Here is a 17,922-nt window from a genome sequence, read left to right as displayed (position 1 = left end):
TGAGTTACCTCTCACAGTGACTCACAGAAAGTGACTACGCGATGACCCAGGACCATTCTGCCTTGCTGCTCAGCTTGAGGTGTTCAAGTCCGCCGAAGCCGGCGCGATGTTCGCCGAACTGATCCGCACGGGGCTGCAGGAGCTGATCGAGGCCGAGGCCACGGCGAAGATCGGTGCCGGCCGTTACGAGCGCTCTGCGGGGCGTTCAACCCACCGCAACGGGTCGCGGAGCAAGACGGTGTCGACCACCTCCGGTGATGTCGAGGTCAAGATCCCCAAGCTGCGGTCGGGGTCGTTCTTCCCGTCGTTGCTCGAGCGGCGCCGCCGCATCGACAAGGCGTTGCATGCAGTGGTGATGGAGGCCTACGTGCACGGGGTGTCGACCCGTTCGGTCGATGACCTCGTCGCCGCACTCGGGGTGGACTCGGGGATCTCCAAGTCCGAGGTGTCACGGATTTGTGCTGGTCTCGATGCGGAGATCGCGCAGTTCCGTGGGCGCACCTTGACCCACACCGAGTTCCCGTATGTGTTCTGCGATGCCACGTTCTGCAAGGTGCGGGTCGGGGCGCATGTCGTCTCCCAGGCCCTGGTGGTGGCGACCGGCGTGTCGATCGACGGCAGTCGGGAGGTGTTGGGCACCGCGGTGGGTGATTCGGAGTCGTTCGAGTTCTGGAAGGAGTTTCTTGCGAGTCTGAAGGCTCGTGGTCTGTCCGGGGTGCAGTTGGTGATCTCTGACGCGCATGCCGGGTTGAAAGCTGCTGTGGCCCAGCAGTTCACAAACTCGTCGTGGCAGCGGTGCCGGGTGCATTTCATGCGGAATCTGCATGGGGTGGTCTCGGCGAAGCAGCAACCGGTGGTGTCGGCGGCGATCAAGACGATCTTCGCCCACACTGAACCTGACGATGTGGTGGCGCAGTGGGATCAGGTTGCCGACAGTCTGGCCGACGCGTTTCCGAAGGTGGCGGCGATGATGCGTGAGGCCACAGCTGACGTGCTGGCGTTCACTGCGTTCCCGAAGGCGCACTGGCAGAAAATCTGGTCGAACAACCCGATCGAGCGGCTGAACAAGGAGATCAAGCGCCGTGCCGATGTGGTGGAGATCTTCCCGAACCCGGCCGCGTTCCTACGGTTGGCGACCGCGGTGGTCATCGAGGCCCACGACGAATGGCAAGTCACCCGCCGCTACATGTCGGATGTGTCGATGGATGAACTCAAGGTGGTGATCGCCAAGAAACACGCCGCCCAAGCGCTGGACAAAGCCCACCAAATCTCCTAACGTTCACCATGACTCGTTGATCGAAGCGACAAGCTCACCGATCCGAAGTCCACCACTCCAAGGGACGCTGTCTCCGAGGCCGCTGCCCACCCGGGCGGGCGCGTGGTGCTCGCGGTCTACACCGGCCGCTCCTTGAGCAGGTACGGACAACCGCTGTGGGTGCAACAGATCTGGTGACCGGCCGGACAACAGGGGACTCCGATGCCGTATCTCGGGTTGATCTATCTCGTGGTGCCGCTACATCCCGGCAGATGAGCCCGCCGACCGAGAGTTCCTCCAGCAGTTGCGTGATCGCGCCGCACAGCAACGCCGCACCGTCCGCGAACAACAACATGCCGCCGACCGCGCCACGTCACCGAACCGCTGGATGATCTCTCGCCAACATGGATGCGCACGCTGGGATTCGGTGAGCGCCGCGAACGCAAGCCTGTCCGACGAGCCGCGCGGTCCCGAGCAGACGCAGTACGCGCACCCGCGCCGGATTCGGCCCTGTCGGTGGATCTCGGGCGTATCCGTCAGTACGCCGAGGCATCGGGTGACCGCAACCCGATCCACATGGGCAACCTGACCGCAACGACCCGCGGCGGCGCCTGACCCTCACCGTTCCTCCCCCGGGTTTTGTCACATCCTCCGAAAGTTTAGAGGGGGTTTGGCGATACCCGGGGGAGGAACCGTTATGGGTTTCAGCCTCCATCTCAGTGGAATAGCACATTTGCGGTGAGCAACCCCGCAACGAATGCGAGGAGCGGGGCAAACGTCCGGCACTCCGTGACGTGGAAGATGGCTTCGCGCGATGCCGAGCCTCTTGGCCCTCTCCATCAGCGTCCCGTGCTGACATCAAACGAACCACCCCCTTCACAACCTTGGCGGCATCCGCGCGTATGCGCCTATGCAGCTGACATGCGCTCTCGCCATTCTCAGCTCGCCACGTCACCGAACCCTTCGATGATCTCGACAAGCTTGGTCAACCTCGTCATGTCGAACACCTGGTCCGGCCCCTGCGGGGCCTTGTCGGTGAACGGCGGATCGTAGAGTTGACCAGGTTCCATCGTGCCGTTGCGCGTCAGGTGGTCGATGATGAGCCCGACGAAGTCGATCTGGTCGGCGGTCGCGTTGGTGTCGGCCAGGAAGTCGGTGAAGCGTTCGTTCACGGCTTGTCGGTCGAGTCCGACGAGGGAACGGATGAACCTGCCGAGACCGTCGGCCTCGGCAATGGCCTGCTGGAGATCATCGGCGCTACCGGCGCCGCTGCGGGCCAGCAACTCCTGCAGTGAGTCCAGATCGCTGTCGGTCAACGGCTTTCCGGTGCGCAACTTCTGCAGGGCCAGGTTGTCGGGCTGGTGACGCAGATAGTCGCGGATCTTGGCCGTGAACCGCGCCTTGTCGGTACCGGTGGACATGGTCGGCATGTCCACCTCCTCGACGTTGGCGATGAACGAATCGGTGAAGTCGGTGTAGATCGCCGGCTGCTTCGTCTTCTCCAACAATCCGACCAGCGAGCGCAGGTCCTTGCGTGCACCCTCGAGCATCTCCGGCGTCACATCGACCCACCACTCGTCGGACGCAACCTCCCGCAGTAACTCCTCCTGCGCCTTGATCTTCGGGATGGAGAGCTGTTCGAGTAGCGCGTCGGCGATCTCACGCATCCGGTCGCGGCGGCGGTCGAACTCCGACTCGTCACCTTCAATCACGGCCAGTTGCCCACTCAGCACGATCAGATCGAACCGTTTCGCCATTTCGTCGGGATCGCGGATTGTGGTGGGCAGATCGGCGAGGTTGTCGACGATGTCGCGCAACTTCTGCTCGGTCAACGACTCCCAAGCCCCGCGGTCACGATAGGTCTCCACCTGCCGCCGCCGCGGACGTACCAGGAAGTTATCGAGATTCATCGCCTGGACGTGGCGGTGGAGCCCGTCGGCGATCTCATTGCGCAACACTTCATGTGACTGCGATCGGTCGAGGGCGTAAACGATGTCGGTGCGCTTCTCGAACAGACGCTGCGACAACGACTTCGCCATGTTCCCTTCGGCCGGGGCAGGATTGGTCCCGAAGAATTCCATGTTGCCGCAGAGATCGAAGATGAAGAAGTCGGTCTTGTCCTGATCGGGGCCGTACAGGTCGGGTCGCAGACGGGTTCCACGTCCGACCATCTGCCAGAATTTCGTCTTCGACCGGACAGGTTTGAAGAACACGAGGTTCACCACGTCTGGGACGTCGATGCCGGTGTCGAGCATGTCCACCGAGATAGCGATGTGGGGTTCGGCGTTCGGCTGCGAGAACTTGTCGATGAGGTCCTGTCCGTGCGACACGGAGTGGGTGATGACCGCCGCGAAACTCCCGTGGTACTGCGGGTAGTTCACATCGAAGCGCTCCGCTATGAAGTCTGCATGACGCTGGTTCTTGGCGAAGATGATGGTCTTGCCCAGACGGTCCCCACCGGCGACTCGGTGCCCTCTGGTCATCAACACCTCGAGGGCTTTGTCGACGGTGTCGGTGTTGAACAGCCATTTGTTGACGGCTTCGGCGTCAACCGCGTCGGGATACTCGTCCTCGTCCGGATCGGATTCGTCGTCCCAGTCCGTCGATTCCCACCGCTTCTTCTCGTCGTCGGTGAGTTCGTCGTACTTGATGCCGGTGCGCTGGAACTTCAACGGCACGGGCACTGCCCGCGGTCGGACGAGGTAGCCGTCGTTGATCGCTTCTTCCAGTTCGTAATCATCGGTGGGTACACCGGTTTCCAGACCGAACAGCTGGAAGGTGTTGTAGTCGACTTCGTCTTTCGGTGTCGCGGTGAGGCCGAGGAGGAACGAGTCGAAGTACTCGAAGATGCGACGGTACTTCTGGTAGACCGACCGGTGTGCCTCGTCGATGACGATCAGGTCGAAGTAGCCGGGCCCGAAGCGACGCGTTCCGTCGTCGACCTCGTTGATGAGATTCATCATCGTCGGGTAGGTGGACACGTAGATGCGGCCGTCGGTGTTCTTGTCGGTCAGCAGGTTCACCGGCGGGGCGTCGGGCAGGAAGGTCTTGTAAGCGTTGACTGCTTGTTTGACGAGTGCGACGCGGTCGGCGAGGAACAGGATCCGCTTGGCCCAGTTCGCACGCATCAGCATGTCCGACAGCGCGATGACCGTGCGAGTCTTGCCCGACCCGGTGGCCATCACGAGCAGCGCAGCGCGTTGTCGTTCGTCCTCGAAACGGTCGGTGACACGGCGGATCGCCCTGGTCTGGTAGTGCCGTTCGACGATGCCGGCAGGTACCTCGATGCTCGCGAGTTGCCTACGGCTGGTGCGGCGTTGGATCTCGAGTTGCAGCTCGTCACGGGTGTAGAAGCCCTCGACCAGACGCGGCGGATAGCGGAGGTCGTCGTACAGATAGGTCTCGAAACCGTTCGTGTAGAAGATGATCGGCCGTTGACCGGTCATCGACTCGAGACAGTCCGCGTACAGGCGGGCTTGGTGCTTCCCCGCCTCGGCGTCCTTCGACGTCCGCTTGGCCTCCACCACCGCCAGGGGCAGGCCGTCGGTTCCCCAGAGCACGTAGTCGACGTATCCGTTCTTGCCGTCGGGCATGCCGGTGACCGGATATTCGCGGTCGCGGGGTTGGTCGAGGGGCCAGCCTGCTTCGTGCAGAAGCAGGTCGATGATGTCGCGGCGGGTCTGCGCCTCGTTGTAGTCGTGGGTGTCTGGTCGCGCCGCAGCCGCCTTCTGCGCGGCAGCCACCTCGGCCCGGAGCTTGCCCACGAGGTCTTCCAACGATGCCTTGTCGGCGTCGGCCGCCTTGAGCTCGTTGTCACGGGCGAGGAGCTGTTCGGTGAGGTCGGCGCGTTGGGCTGCGGCCTGCGCGAGCTCGACGTCCTTATTCTCGAGCTGCTCGTTGAGCTGCTGGAGTTGCACGATCGTCTTCGCCATGGCCGGCCCGCCGCCAGGTTTCGGCAGGCGGTCCCGATCGAACTGGCGCTCGGCTGCCGGTTTGGACTCCGGCTGAGACGCGCACTCGCGGGCCAGCCACGACAGGATGTGAAACAGTTCCTCAAGGACACGCAGCCCGAACTCCTTGGTCACGGGCCTGTCGTCGTGCACCGCGTGGTTTCCGCTCTTGCGGATGAGGTTCATCTTCGGGAACAGCTGCGGTGGCAGGATCGACTGGAAGTCCGGTTGATGAATCCGAGCCGACAAGTCGTCCTTGTAGGGAGTCGGCAGGTGGTGTGCCGTGTAGAGCCATTTGACCGTCGCCTCGAGGGTGCGCCGGGCGTAAAAGCAGGTCGTGCGAGCGTCGAACAGGGCGTCGCGTTCCGCGCGCTTCGCGCTGTCATGGATCTGCGGCCACTCGCTCTGGAGAAAGTCAAAGTTCCCGGCCACGCTGCCTCCCTTCACCGCTGCATCCCGATCTTGGCACACTCGTGCCGCTCGTGGTTCGAGCCGATCAGGGTACCGAAGGGTTCTGACAGAACTTCTCGACCAACCCGACGCTCGTCACGGTCACCTACTTGCGCCGTCGTTTTCTCGGTTTGATCGCAGGTACTTTGAGCTCGGGAACCGACCTCTTCATGAACTGGTCGAAATGAGGAACGGTGAACGCCGCGTATCCGTGGCCCGGGGTGTACAGGAGGCCTTTTTCGATGAGTGTCGATCGTGTCGGAGCGCATTGTTGAGAACTGCGATTCAGCAGACGAGCAACGTCGCCGGCGAGTTGAGGTTGAGGCCCGAGTTCCGCCATTGCGCGCATGTACGCCTGCTCCAGCTCGGTCGCTCGGTCGAGTCGAACCCGGAAGAAGCTGGAATCGAGTTTGTCCTCGTATGTCGTTTGCGCCTCCCGAACGTCGTCGACGGTGATGGTTTGGTCAGCTGCGACACCCCAGACTGCATAACCGAGTTCTTGAATGAAATACGGGTATCTACCTGTTAGTTCCAACGCAAGGTCGAGTGCACCATCCGTGAACTCGGCCCCCTCCTCCTTTGCGGGTTCGTTCAACGCGTAGCGCGCGTCTTCCTCACTAAGCTCACCAATGGTCGGGAACTTGAACAGCCGCTCCGCGTACGATTTCGCCTCGCCGGCCAACTCGGCAATCTGGGGCAGCCCCGCTCCAACCATCGTGATCGGGACTTGACGCTGGACACATTTGTGGATTCCCGCGATCAGCGCTTCCAACTGCTCGCGGCGTAGGAACTGGATCTCATCCAAGAGCAACACCACGCCCTTTCCCTTGTCCTGGGCTGCCTCGCCCACCGCAACAAGGAGCTCGGTGAGGTCCATAGCGAGGTCGCCTGTGTCCGCGGCAGCATCGTCGTATCCCGAGACGTCCCACCCCGCTGTGAGGCGGCCCTCGCTGTCGACCGTCAGAGTGAACGAGCGCAGAATCGCAGCTGCCTTCTGACCTCGGGCCCCCCACCTCGTGCGGGGGGAGATACTCAAGAGAGCTTGCCTCACAACCTGCCCAATCTGGCGGCGGAAGTACTGGTCGTCATGCTTGCTCACTTCGAGCTCGACGATCGCCCAACCTCGGTCATTCGCCTTCTTCTGGAACTCGCGCAGCAGCACCGTCTTGCCTACACCGCGAAGCCCGGTGACGATCATCGACTGCTCGGTCCTAGACCTCTCCAACCGGGCAAGCAGGAGTTCGAAGTGCCGCATCTGGTCGTCGCGGCCAACGACTACGGCTGGCGTTGCTCCCGCGTTCGGCGTGTACGGGTTGAGCAATGGGTCCATATCAAGGTTTATAGCATTTTATAGCTGGACTATAAACCGCTATAACTCTTGCTACACAGCAGAACGTTGCTGAAGCAGGCGGTGCATCGGGTCACGGTCCAGGACTCCGTCACGAACGCCAAGACGTGGATGAGGTACAACTTCTGATCGAGAGCGAGACAGCCCAACAATCACCTGACCGCACCCGCGTTCCGCGGAACGCTTAGCAGCGTGTCGCGGATGGAGGAAGCACTCGCGCCGAGATCGACCGTCATGAACCGGTAGCGGTGGCCCTGGATCGTCGCGGTCTCGTCGAGGTGCTGTCCGACGACCGGGTACAGCAGCACTCCTTCGGCGGTTGTCGAGAGTTCGTCTTTGCCATGCTGCGACTGCACGTAGGCGTAGAGCTGAAAGACGTGGTCACGGGAGAGCTTGATGGCGCCATACTGATTGGGTTTGAGTGCGTCAGCGAATTTGGTTTCGACGATGATGCGCCGCGATGCGGACTCGAGCAGCGTGTCCGTCTTCATGATCGGCAGTACAGCCATCAGGCCGCTACTCGCGCCGATGACCGGCCAGTGGTGATGCACCTCGCCAACGGCGACCTTCCATTCGGAGGGCAGCACTGCGCGGTAGAAGCCGCGCACCGCGGCCTCGTAGAGCCTGCGGATCGCCTGCGCCTCGCGTTCGGGATCTCGTGTCGAGTGCTTACCCACCGACTCCGCCGGAATCGTCATCTGCAGCAGCAGGCGTGCGGCATCGATCGCTTCGACATCGTCCTGCTCATTCCGACCCAGCGCGAGTTGCGCTGCCTCACGCTGGGTCACCAGTTGAGAGGACACTCCGTACTGGGTGAGGATCTCGGCCAGTGACCGCGCTCGGCGCTCCAGCGTGAGGTCGCCGACATGCCGCGCGGCCAGGACCAGTGCTGTCCGCAGCACTCGGTTGCGGAGGTTGTCGACCGAGAGCTCGTCGAACCGGCACGCGACCCGACCTTGGGCGAGCAACATTCTCGACTCGGTGGCAAGGACATCGATCTGCCCCCGCACCCGGGTGAGCGTGTCGGATCGAGATCGGTACTGCCGGCCAAGGCTTCGCTGCAGGCGCCGCTCGGTGGCGGTGACCAGGATTTCAGACACCAGGTCGAACAGCTCATCGGGGTTGTCTTCGATGGAGCCGGTGCGGAGACGCTCGTCGCGTTGGAACAGCGTGGAGGCGTACAGCATCAGCAGCCAGAGGTTGCGTACAGGTATTTCGGTGCTGCCGCTGACGATGACGCCTGGTGTTGTCAAGGCGTGCCGATCAACTTCGCGGTCTCGGTCTCCACTCTCGCCGGGTCGTCGAACCAGTACTCGGCCAGGAGCGGCCGAATCTCTTGGTCGACGACACCACGGATCCACGAAGACGGATCGTCGATCCGCGTGTCATTGGCCGGCGTGAAGAAGCTGTGGCCAATGCAGTACTGGGCGCCGAGCGACCGGTACTCGGCGATCTGCGTGTTGAGCGCGTCGATTCGGGTGGCCAGGTCGGCGAGAACGGTTGCGTCGACACGGTTTCGGGACGACACCCAGTTCCGCCACGCGTCGTTGAACTGCGGCGACAGATCAGCGAAGGCAAACCGGCGTCGCAGCGCGAAGTCGACGATGGCCAGCGACCGGTCGGCGAGATTCATGGTGCCGATGATGTAGAGATTCTCGGGGATGAAGACCGGGTCTTCGTTTGGCTTTCGATATGTGAGGGTCAAGGCCTCCGTGGCTACACGCTTGTCGGCCTCCAGGAGTGTCAGCAGCTCACCGAAGATCTGCGCGAGATTGCCGCGGTTGATCTCCTCGATCACCAGTACGTGTTTGCGGCCGGGTGTTGCGAGCGCGTCGTTGATGATCTCCAGAAACAATCCGTCTTTGAGGGTAAGCCTGCCATCGCCGCTCGGGCGCCAACCGCGAACGAAGTCCTCGTAGCTCATCGTCGGATGGAACTGGACCGATCGAAGAACGTCAGACGCACCACGACCGATCAACGCTCGGCCAAGTCGTTTGGCAAGCCAAGTTTTCCCCGTTCCAGGTGGCCCTTGGAGGATCAGATTCTTCTTGCGATCAAGAGCTTCGAGGTAGCCAGCAAGCGTCGAGGATGGGATGAAACAGCCGTCAGCGATGATGTCGGCGATTCCGTAGGTCGGGGTCGACGGAAGTTCTTCCTCGAGCGTCTCGTCGTCACCCTCGTCAAGCACCACTGGGGCATCATCGCCAAACCTCTCGGCCCACGCACCCGTGTTGCGGAACTCGTCATAGTCTTGGTCTTCACCGTCAAATGCAAAAGCTATGAGTGCCTTTGACTTCCAATCGGCTGGCTTGACCTGCCACACCGTCTGCTGATTCGTGTAGAAGTACCACTCCCTCACCGAGTCCAGAGGTTCCCAGTCGACATCGATGTTGTAGCCATCTCCATGGTTATAGCGAATCGTCCCAACGGCTTTGATCGCCATCACCGACACGCGGTGTCCCTTGGTCTCGAAGGGCAGATCGTGCATGCGCGTGAACGCGGCCTTGATCGCGATTCTCTCGCCTGACTTCATCGACCTGACATGATCGAGGTACTTGCCCTCGTTCCCGTTGAACCAGCGACCTTCCCTGACAAACTGCTCAGTTTGATCGCCGATCGGCCCCACGTAACCCTCGAGGTCAGCAAAGAAGGCTCCAACGAACCAGTGAGACGGCAGCGCTTCTACATCAAGACCAACAGGGGTGGATGAGCGCTTCTTCGGCTTGTATTCCTGATATGCGGGAATCGCCTTGAGGTCAGCTTCGGTGATCTCAACCGGATGATCGCGAAGCATCTGACGCCCGAAATCGGTGATTCGCGACTGACCATTCTTGATCTTCTCGACGGCTTGGGCACGAGTAACGAAGGACAACGCCCAGCCGATTCGGTTGTCAGCCTTACCCTGTCCGGAATTCAGCGTCTCCGCAAGCTGCTCTTGGGTAAGTTCTTGACGGGTCATCACGGCCTGTTTGAGATCTGCAGTCTTCCAGACGTTCCCATCACTGAGAACATCCAGGACTGGGCGCGCAAACTTAGGCCACGGCGGCACAAGGGGTACGGCGGTGCTCACAACTCGCCTCGAAATGCGCGGGATTGCAGCGACGAGAAGAGGGAGTTGAGGACGACGTACTCATCCTCTAGCGAGCGTTGATGGGCTTCCACCGCGGCAACTGACTGTGCGTACGCTCGCTGGTCGACAATCGGCGGTTTGAGGATCTTGATGCCCTGCAACTCTCTGGCGTTGATGTTCGCCATGCCTATGATGCTCTTGCACATGCTCCGAAGTACAGCCTTCCCATGTCGGGAGTTGAGATAGCCGGATATGTACTCTGGATCACCGTTGTCGTTGGTGCGCACCCTGATCAGATAACCCGCGTAGGCTGCAGGGTCTGACGATCGATATACCGCGGTCTTTCCAACGAGATCGGGGCTGTTGGTGCGATTGAACAGCAGGTCACCTGATCTGACCGTGTATCGCTCAAGCTGATCGGCTGCAAGGTCCATGTACTTCAGATCGCTCACGTCGATACGTCCATTCGCAGTGAGATTTCCCATTCTCAGCACGGGGTACTTGCCCTCGGTCGAGCTCTTTTCAGACGTTCCATACCGGGCGCTCTCGACAAGTTCGCCTATCGAACCGATAGGCAACGATCTCGGGTTCGCGGATGGATCGCCAAACATGTCGATGAAGATCGACTGCTTAAGCTCGTCGAGCCGCGCGATCGTCTCCCGGCGCTTGGCGCGGAGGGCGTCGGCGTGGTCAAGGATGGCTGCGATCCGGCGTTGTTCGGGGAGGGGAGGGAGTGGCACATTCAGGGACGCTAGCCGCTTGAACGGGATGGCTTTCCGCCGTTCTGCCGACCCGCTTCCGAGGCTGGGATAGACCGCAAGCGCCCTAGCCGACTTCAAATACCGAAGCAGATATCGCGGTTCGACGAGGGCCGGGTTGACCTCAAAGACGGTGTACATCGGACTGACCAACGAGTCCTCGGGTGCGATCCCTACTGAACCTTCGTCCAAGTGAATAGTTGCATAGGCGAACTGTCCGGCCTTCACGGTCCTGTAGCCCGACAAATCACGACTGAACACCTGCTTGTTGAAGTAGTCCGAGCTGCGAACGAAACCACGGTGCTTGGTGACGGAGTAAACGGGCAGGCGGCTACCTGCCTCGCCCGCCTTCGGTCCGGCGACACCTGCGACTTCGCCCAACGCAACCTGCGGCCAGCTCACTCCCCACCCCCAGCCAGCATCTCCCGCAGCTCCGCCAACCCTGACTGGATGCCCAACTCCATTTTCTCTAGCTCGTCGAGGATCTCCGCCGGTGTCCGGTGCTCCACCTCTTCGTGGACGATCTCCTTGTAGCGATTGAGGCTCAGGTCGTAGCCCTGCTCCTCGATCGCGTTCCGCGGAACGCAGAAGGACTGCTCAGTGCGGGCGCGTTTCAGTTCGGCGCCATCACGTTCGGCCCATCGCCGCAGGACGTCGGGGAGGTTGTTCTTGGCGTGGTCTTCTGTGGTGAGGGGGTCTCGATACGCGGCTCCTTCGCCGCCGCCCTCAGCCAGCAGAGAACTCGAGTCGGGCTGGTCGGTCGCAGCGATTGCGGGGATCGGTCCGAGCTTGGCGGCGTCGAGGAGTGGGGTTCGCTTGTCGTCGAGCGAGTATCCATCGGCCTGGACGTCGTAGAACCAGACGTGGTCGGTGCCGCCGGAGTTCGTCTTGGTGAAGAAGAGGATCGCGGTCGAGACACCGGCGTAGGGCTTGAACACGCCGGACGGGAGTTTGACCACGGCGTCGAGCTTGTGGTCGTCGACCAGCATCCGCCGAAGCTCCTTGTGCGCCTTGGATGATCCGAACAGCACGCCGTCGGGCACGATCACTGCGGCGCGGCCGCCAGGCTTGAGGAGCCGCAGGAACAGAGCCAGGAATAGCAGCTCGGTTTTCTTGGTCTTGACGATTTGCTGTAGATCCTTGGCGGTGTTCTCATAGTCGAGGCTGCCGGCGAACGGCGGGTTGGCCAGCACCATCGAATACGCGCCTGCGTCACCGGTGTTGGCTTCGGCCAACGAGTCCCGATAGCGAATGTCGGGCTGCTCGACGCCATGCAGCAGCATATTCATCGAGCCGATCCGCAGCATGGTGTTGTCGAAGTCGAAGCCGTGGAACATGTTGTGGTGAAAGTGCTTCGCGCCGGGACCGGAGTTGACCTCGCCGGCGTGGTGCTCGCGCACGTATTCGGTGGCAGCGACGAGGAAGCCGCAGGTGCCCGAGGCCGGGTCGACGATGGTGTCCCCCACTTCCGGGGCCATCATCTCCACCATCAGTTTGATGATGTGGCGGGGAGTGCGGAACTGGCCGTTCTGTCCGGAACTGGCGATCTTGGCGAGCATGTACTCGTAGATGTCGCCCTTGGTGTCGAGGTCTTGCATCTCGATCTTGTCGAGCAGATCGACGACCTTCACCAGCATCGCCGCGTTGGGGATCGCGAGCCGCGCATCCTTCATGAAGTGCGCGTAGGTGGAATCCTCGTCACGCATGGTCTGGATGAACGGGAAGACTTTCTTGTCGACGGTCTCGAACATCTCGTCGGCGGCGTAGTTCTTGAACACCGACCAGCGGAGTTCGTCGCGATCGACCGGAAACGGGTTGTCCTGGATTGGCTTCTTGGTCAGGTTGGCGCGGTTCAATGCGCGCGTCTGCTCATCGTCGAGGCGTCGGATGAACAGCAGGTAGGTGATCTGCTCCATCACCTGCAACGGGTTGGCGATGCCACCCGACCAGAACGCGTCCCAGACCGCGTCGACCTTGCTCTTCTGCTCTCCGGTGATCACTGATTGCACTCCATACAGTTGTTGGCGAACCCGAACAGAACTGTATAGCGGAGGCTTCCGACAACGCCCGGGGTCAGTGGGCTTCGTGACGCGACTCCTCCGTCGCCGCTCCTCAGCCAGCGGGTCGAGATACCCCACCAAAGTCTCGCCACAGCGGCCGAGAGAACCCTGTTTCGTGTCGAGAGAACCCAGCAGACCCACCCGGCTGGGTTCTCTCGGCGCAACTCTGGGTTCTCTCGGCGCGAAACAGGGTTCTCTCGGCGTACGCCGAGGGCTCAGTCGAGGCCCGCGTCGGCGGTGCCGACTCCCTTCAGACCGCGCCAGGTGATGCCGACGAGTAGGTCGGTGGCGGTCTCGAGGTCCACATCGCCTTCGGTGATGCGGTCGGCGACGGCCTCACCGGCACCCACCAAGGCGACGGCGGTGAGTTCGAAGTCGATGTCGCGGGCGCCCTCGACGGTGGTGCCCGCGCGGATGAGTTCGGTGACCATCTCGGTGACGCGTTTGCGGCTGTCGGAGACGAAGTGCGAGAACGTCTGGGTGCCGACGGCGACGCGATAGAGCACCTTCCACGACTGCCGGTGCTCGTCGACGAAGCGGAGGAACTCCTTGACGACGGTGTAGGCCTGGTCGCGCTGGCGCAGCGACGGGTCGAAGCCGACGCTCATGGCCTCGATGAACCGGGTGGACTCGCGCTCGATGCAGGCGCTGAACAGCTCGTCCTTGGAGCCGTAATACAGGTACAGCATCGGCTTGCTGATCTCCGCCTCGGCGGCGATGGAGTCCATCGACGCCTCGCGGTAGCCGTTCTCGGAGAACACCTTGACCGCGGCGTCGAGCATCTGCTGTTCCCGCACCGCACGGGGCAACCGTTTGGTACCGCCGGCCATCACCACTCCTTCACCGCTAGCCCAGATCGCGCGTCAACGCGTTCGGACCATCTTACCCGGGGGTAAGTTCAGCGGTAGCCGACCTCGCGAATTGCGGCCAAGAGTTCCGAGCGGGAACCCGCGTCGAGCCGCCTCCGGATGTTGGCGACATGATGCTCGACGGTCTTCGCCGAGATGAACAGACGCTCACCGATCTCCCGGTAGGTGTATCCCGCCAGCAGCTCGCGCGCAACTTCGGCTTCGCGATCGGTGAGCGGACCGTCGACGACGGGGTCCGCCGGCGGCGCCTGCGCCGGTGCCGCGGGCGCGGATGCGTCGCTCGACTGCCAGGCACGATGCCACGCCGTTCCGGAGCCCAGCGCGCCCAGCAGATCATCGACCGCCGCACACTGGCGGTGCAGCCGGTCCGCATCGTCGAGGAGGGCGGCGCCCTGCCGGCACTCGCCGACGACGAGCAGGTCGTGCAGCGTCACCTGCATCATCGACACCACCGGCGCCACTTGCTGCCACCGGGCCGCCAGCGCGGCACGATCGTCGGCCCGACGGGCAGCGGCGAGTCCGGCGACCAGTGCCCGCAGGCGAATCGTCGGCGGCAGCTGGTCGAGGTGCACCATCTCGGTGTCGATGCCGCCGGACAGCGCCGACACCCAGGACCGCAGGACGGCGCGGTCGGCCGGCGCAAGTGCGTCGACCATGTCAGCGAGAGCTCGTGCCCCGTCGAGCTCCCCGCGGTGCACGGCCAGCGCGAACACCGGCCACGCACAGGGTCTGAGTGCGACGGCGTCCCCGACGGCCGACCACGCCGCGACGACCGCGTCGCAGGAGCTGTCGCCGTCACCGGCATCGAGCAGATAGCCGATCACGGCGTCCTCGGCGTGCCGCAGCGTCGACGGTGGTCCGGTCCCGGCGGCGCGGAAGGCCTGCGCCCCCGACCGGTCGCCGACGGCGAGCAGCGCACACACCGCGGCCGCGCGATGCCCGCCGACATGGTCGGCGCCCAGCCAACCGAACAGCTCGGCGGCGTGCGCGGGACGCCCGGCGGCGGTGGCGACCTCGGCGGCCACGGCGACGGTCTCGGCGATGGCCGGGCCGGGTGCGTGCCCGGACTGCAGAACCTCGTCGAGTAGCGCGGCGGCGCCGACGACGTCGCCGGAGTCGAGGACCAGACGCGCCCGACGCGGACGCAGAATTTCCCGGGCTCCGCCACCGCGTTCGGCGGTGGCCAGCAATGCTGCCGCACGTTCGGGCGGCGCGCCGGCCGCGGCGTCACACAGTGTGTCGACGATGGCCGCACCGGTGAGGCCGGCCTCCACCGCTCGGATCGCGTCGTCGGTGGTGAGGGTGCCGGCGTCCAGCGAGGCCCGCGCGGTCCGGCGCCGCAGCACGCCGAGGCGGATCTCGCCGACGACGTCGCGCAGCGTGTCGATCAGTTCGGGCAACATCCGGTCGCACGCGCTGAGGAGACCGGTGCCGCGGGCACGGTCGACCGCGACCACCGCGGCCGACGGGTCGAGATCGAGGATCGTCGACACCGAATGCGGGTCGAGTCCGCCGCCGGCGGCAGCCATCGCGAGGACGTCGAGGGTGTCGTCGTCGAGGTCGCGCAACAACTGGTGATGCCAGTCGCGGGCGATCCGGGTCGCGATGGCCACCGGGTCGAGCTCGGACAGCGAATCCGGGTCTTCGATGTCCTCGCCGCACACCGCCTCGAGCGCGACGTCGATCAGCGCGCCGGCACCGGCGCATCGGCGGCGGATGTGGGACGCCTCGGTCGGGGTCAGCGACACACCCATCTGGGCCGCCCGGTCGATCACCTCGCCGGTCGACGTCGGGTGCCGCTCGAGCTCGAGACCGTTGCGCCGGGCCCGCGCGATGAGGGCGGCGACACCCGGGTCGCGCCGACGCCTCTCGGTCGCGCCGACGAGCGCGGCCTGTCCGTGCTCAAGGTGCGCGGCGAGCTCGGCCACCACATCGGCCGGCCAGCTGTGCAGGTCGTCGGCGATCACCACGGGGCGCCGGTCGCGGCCCGCCGACGCGCCGGCCGGTCCCACCACGACGGGCACACCCGCGTCGCGCAGGGCCTTCTCGACCACCGCGAGCAGCCGTGATCGACCGGTGCCCGGTGGGCCGACGATGAGCGCGCAGTCACCCGTACCGCTGCCGAGCCGTTGGACGACGTCGTCGATCCAGTCACCGGCCACGGGCCGCCGATGTGCCGGCTCGGCGATCTCCAGCGACATCGGCGCTACCCGCCCAGACACACCAGGTCGGTCACACCGCAGACCGTGTCCCCGGCACCGCCGACGATCTCGCCCGGTAGCCGGGTCAGGCCACCACCGCCCGAACCACCGCCACCGGTGCCCGAGTCATCGGGGAATTCGGCCGGCGGGGTGGTCGCCGGCGGATTCGGGTCGGGGTTCTGGGTGGTGCCGGGTGAGCTGGTTCCCGGGGGCGGCGTGCCGGGGTTCTGGCTTCCGGGGGCCGGCGTTCCGGGGGCTTGGGTACCCGGCGCTTGGGAGCCCGGCGCCTGGGTGCCCGGCGCCTGGGTGCCCGGCGCCTGGGTTCCGGGCGCGGGCGGCGTGCCGGTCTGTTCGGCTGCCGTGGTCCCGGGTGCGGTTGTCGTCGCACCCGCCACACCGCTACGACTCTCGAGTTGTTCGACCCGTGGTTGCGGGGTGGTGTTCGTCCCGGTGCCCGATGATGTGCGGCTCGCCGGGGCCTCGGTGACGGCGGCGCCGGCCGGAGCGGGTGTCGCGGGGTCCGAATTCCCCACGAGGCCGGTGCCGACGGACAGCCCGGTCGCGGTGATCACGGCCAGGGCCGCCGTGCCGACGGCGACGAGTGTCCCGCGTCGGCGACGACTGAGCCGCGGTTCGGGTTCGCCGACCGGCAGTGCCGGCGCCGGGATGATGCCGCGCAGGGGCGGTTCGGCCGGCTGCACCGCGGTCGGGGTGGCCGCGGCCGCGGGCAGAACGGCGGTCGCTGCGGCCGACCCACGCGAGAGCAGCAAGGCCGCGCCCGCCGCGGGTGCGCTGACCGGGTCGGGATCGACGACCACCGGGACCCGCACCGCGGTGGAGAGCAATTCGGCCACCAGCGGGATCGCGGCGCCGCCACCGGTGGCGACGATCGCGGTCACCTCGGTCGACTCGACGTCGGCGGCGATGAGCGCCTCGCGGATCAGTGCGGCCGACTCCAGGATCGGGGCGCGCAGGAGGTTCTCGACGTCCTCGCGCACCAGCCGGGCCTCGGTGCGGACCGATCCGACCGCGACGTCGACGACGGTGTCGGTGTCCACCGACAGCGCTTCCTTGGCCGCGCGACAGTCCGCGCGCAGTCGGTCCAGATCGTCGAGGACGGACGGGTCGGCAAGTGTCGACTCGGCCGCGGTACCCAGTGCGGCGCCGGCACCGGTGACGTCGAGGACGTCGGCGAGCAGCAGCCGGTCGAACTCGCGGCCACTGACCGCCGACGACGTGAGCGACCGACCGACCAGCTCCGGTTCGTCGCCAACCCGCACCACCGACACCGTCACCGCGGAGGCGCCGAGGTCGTGGCAGACGACCAGCGAATCGTCGGCGAACGACCCGTGCGCGTGCTCGGCGGCAGCGACTGCGGCCACGGCGGTGGGCTGCCACACGGCATCCAGTCCCGCCAGTCCGGCGCGGTCGGCGACAGTTCTGCGCGCCGCGTCGAGGGCTTCGGCAGTCCAGCCGTCTGGATGGGCGATACCCAGCCGCGCCGACGACACATTGCCGATCTCGTCGGCGACCGCCTGCACCAGGGCTTCGACCGCGTCGGCGAAGAGGTCCGCGGCAGCGATCGGGGCGCCGTCGGCGTCGACGAGCGCGACCGGGTCACCGACACGGTCGAGGAAGTCATCGCGTCCGACGAGTCGAGCGGTGTCACGCATGATCGTCGCTTCCCATGCGGCGTCGGACGCCACCGTCGCCACGCACGTGTCGGCGCCGATCTTGACGCCGATTCCGAGGGTCATCACCCACACTCCTGTCCTCGCACCCGGTTCGGAGTCGACAGTTCCGACATCACCTGTCGCCGGCGATGGCCCTGGTCTCCCGCGGTGCGCTTGCTGAGTGTGTCGTGCCCCGAAGGCCTTTCGTTAGCTCTCCGCACAAGATGGGGACAAAACCCCGGGGGTGCCCCGGGCATCCCGCAGAACCCGGGATTTTCCCCGATGCGG

10 protein-coding genes and 1 pseudogene are annotated in these 17,922 nt (G+C 64.5%); 2 read left to right on the top strand and 9 right to left on the bottom strand.

Going from position 1 to position 17,922, the window contains the following annotated elements; all coding sequences use genetic code 11:
* The first annotated feature begins 41 nt into the window (after positions 1-41).
* Positions 42-1,276: pseudogene (locus NWF22_RS13025) on the top strand (IS256 family transposase).
* Positions 1,277-1,663: 387 nt separating this feature from the next.
* Positions 1,664-1,870: a hypothetical protein gene (locus tag NWF22_RS13020; protein ID WP_202398585.1), complete on the top strand. Its 207-nt coding sequence runs from the start codon at positions 1,664-1,666 to the stop codon at positions 1,868-1,870.
* A gap of 323 nt (positions 1,871-2,193) precedes the next feature.
* Here the strand turns inward: NWF22_RS13020 and NWF22_RS13015 are convergent, their stop codons facing one another.
* From NWF22_RS13015 to NWF22_RS12975, 9 genes are all read right to left on the bottom strand, one after another.
* The gene (locus NWF22_RS13015; protein ID WP_160902077.1) at positions 2,194-5,637 is read right to left on the bottom strand and encodes a DEAD/DEAH box helicase family protein; all 3,444 of its coding nucleotides are present in this window, start codon (positions 5,635-5,637) and stop codon (positions 2,194-2,196) included.
* Between the two features lie 124 nt (positions 5,638-5,761).
* A complete protein-coding gene (locus NWF22_RS13010; protein WP_160902076.1) occupies positions 5,762-6,985 on the bottom strand; it encodes an ATP-binding protein in 1,224 nt (407 codons plus the stop codon).
* Between the two features lie 170 nt (positions 6,986-7,155).
* A complete protein-coding gene (mcrC, locus tag NWF22_RS13005) occupies positions 7,156-8,256 on the bottom strand; it encodes a 5-methylcytosine-specific restriction endonuclease system specificity protein McrC (RefSeq protein WP_160902075.1) in 1,101 nt (366 codons plus the stop codon).
* Complete coding sequence (locus NWF22_RS13000) at positions 8,253-10,073, bottom strand: AAA family ATPase (RefSeq protein ID WP_160902074.1); 1,821 nt, start codon at positions 10,071-10,073, stop codon at positions 8,253-8,255. The genes mcrC and NWF22_RS13000 overlap by 4 nt, the downstream gene beginning before the upstream one ends.
* On the bottom strand, positions 10,070-11,233 hold the full coding sequence (locus NWF22_RS12995) for a restriction endonuclease subunit S (RefSeq protein ID WP_202398478.1): 1,164 nt from the start codon (positions 11,231-11,233) through the stop codon (positions 10,070-10,072). Before NWF22_RS12995 ends, NWF22_RS13000 begins: the two co-directional genes overlap by 4 nt.
* Entirely contained in the window at positions 11,230-12,831 is a 1,602-nt protein-coding gene (locus tag NWF22_RS12990) for a type I restriction-modification system subunit M (protein WP_160902073.1), read from the bottom strand. Before NWF22_RS12990 ends, NWF22_RS12995 begins: the two co-directional genes overlap by 4 nt.
* A gap of 275 nt (positions 12,832-13,106) precedes the next feature.
* Entirely contained in the window at positions 13,107-13,721 is a 615-nt protein-coding gene (locus NWF22_RS12985) for a TetR/AcrR family transcriptional regulator (RefSeq protein WP_160902072.1), read from the bottom strand.
* Positions 13,722-13,789: 68 nt separating this feature from the next.
* Positions 13,790-15,961 carry a helix-turn-helix transcriptional regulator gene (locus tag NWF22_RS24495; protein WP_160902071.1) on the bottom strand — a complete coding sequence of 724 codons (2,172 nt, stop codon included), beginning with the start codon at positions 15,959-15,961 and terminating at the stop codon, positions 13,790-13,792.
* Between the two features lie 5 nt (positions 15,962-15,966).
* Complete coding sequence (locus tag NWF22_RS12975) at positions 15,967-17,718, bottom strand: Hsp70 family protein (protein WP_160902070.1); 1,752 nt, start codon at positions 17,716-17,718, stop codon at positions 15,967-15,969.
* Positions 17,719-17,922: the final 204 nt, after the last annotated feature.

This window comes from Gordonia mangrovi (assembly GCF_024734075.1).
Lineage (GTDB): Bacteria > Actinomycetota > Actinomycetes > Mycobacteriales > Mycobacteriaceae > Gordonia > Gordonia mangrovi.
The sequence above is the reverse complement of the archived record's forward strand: the minus strand, read 5'-3'. Positions and strand labels throughout refer to the sequence as shown.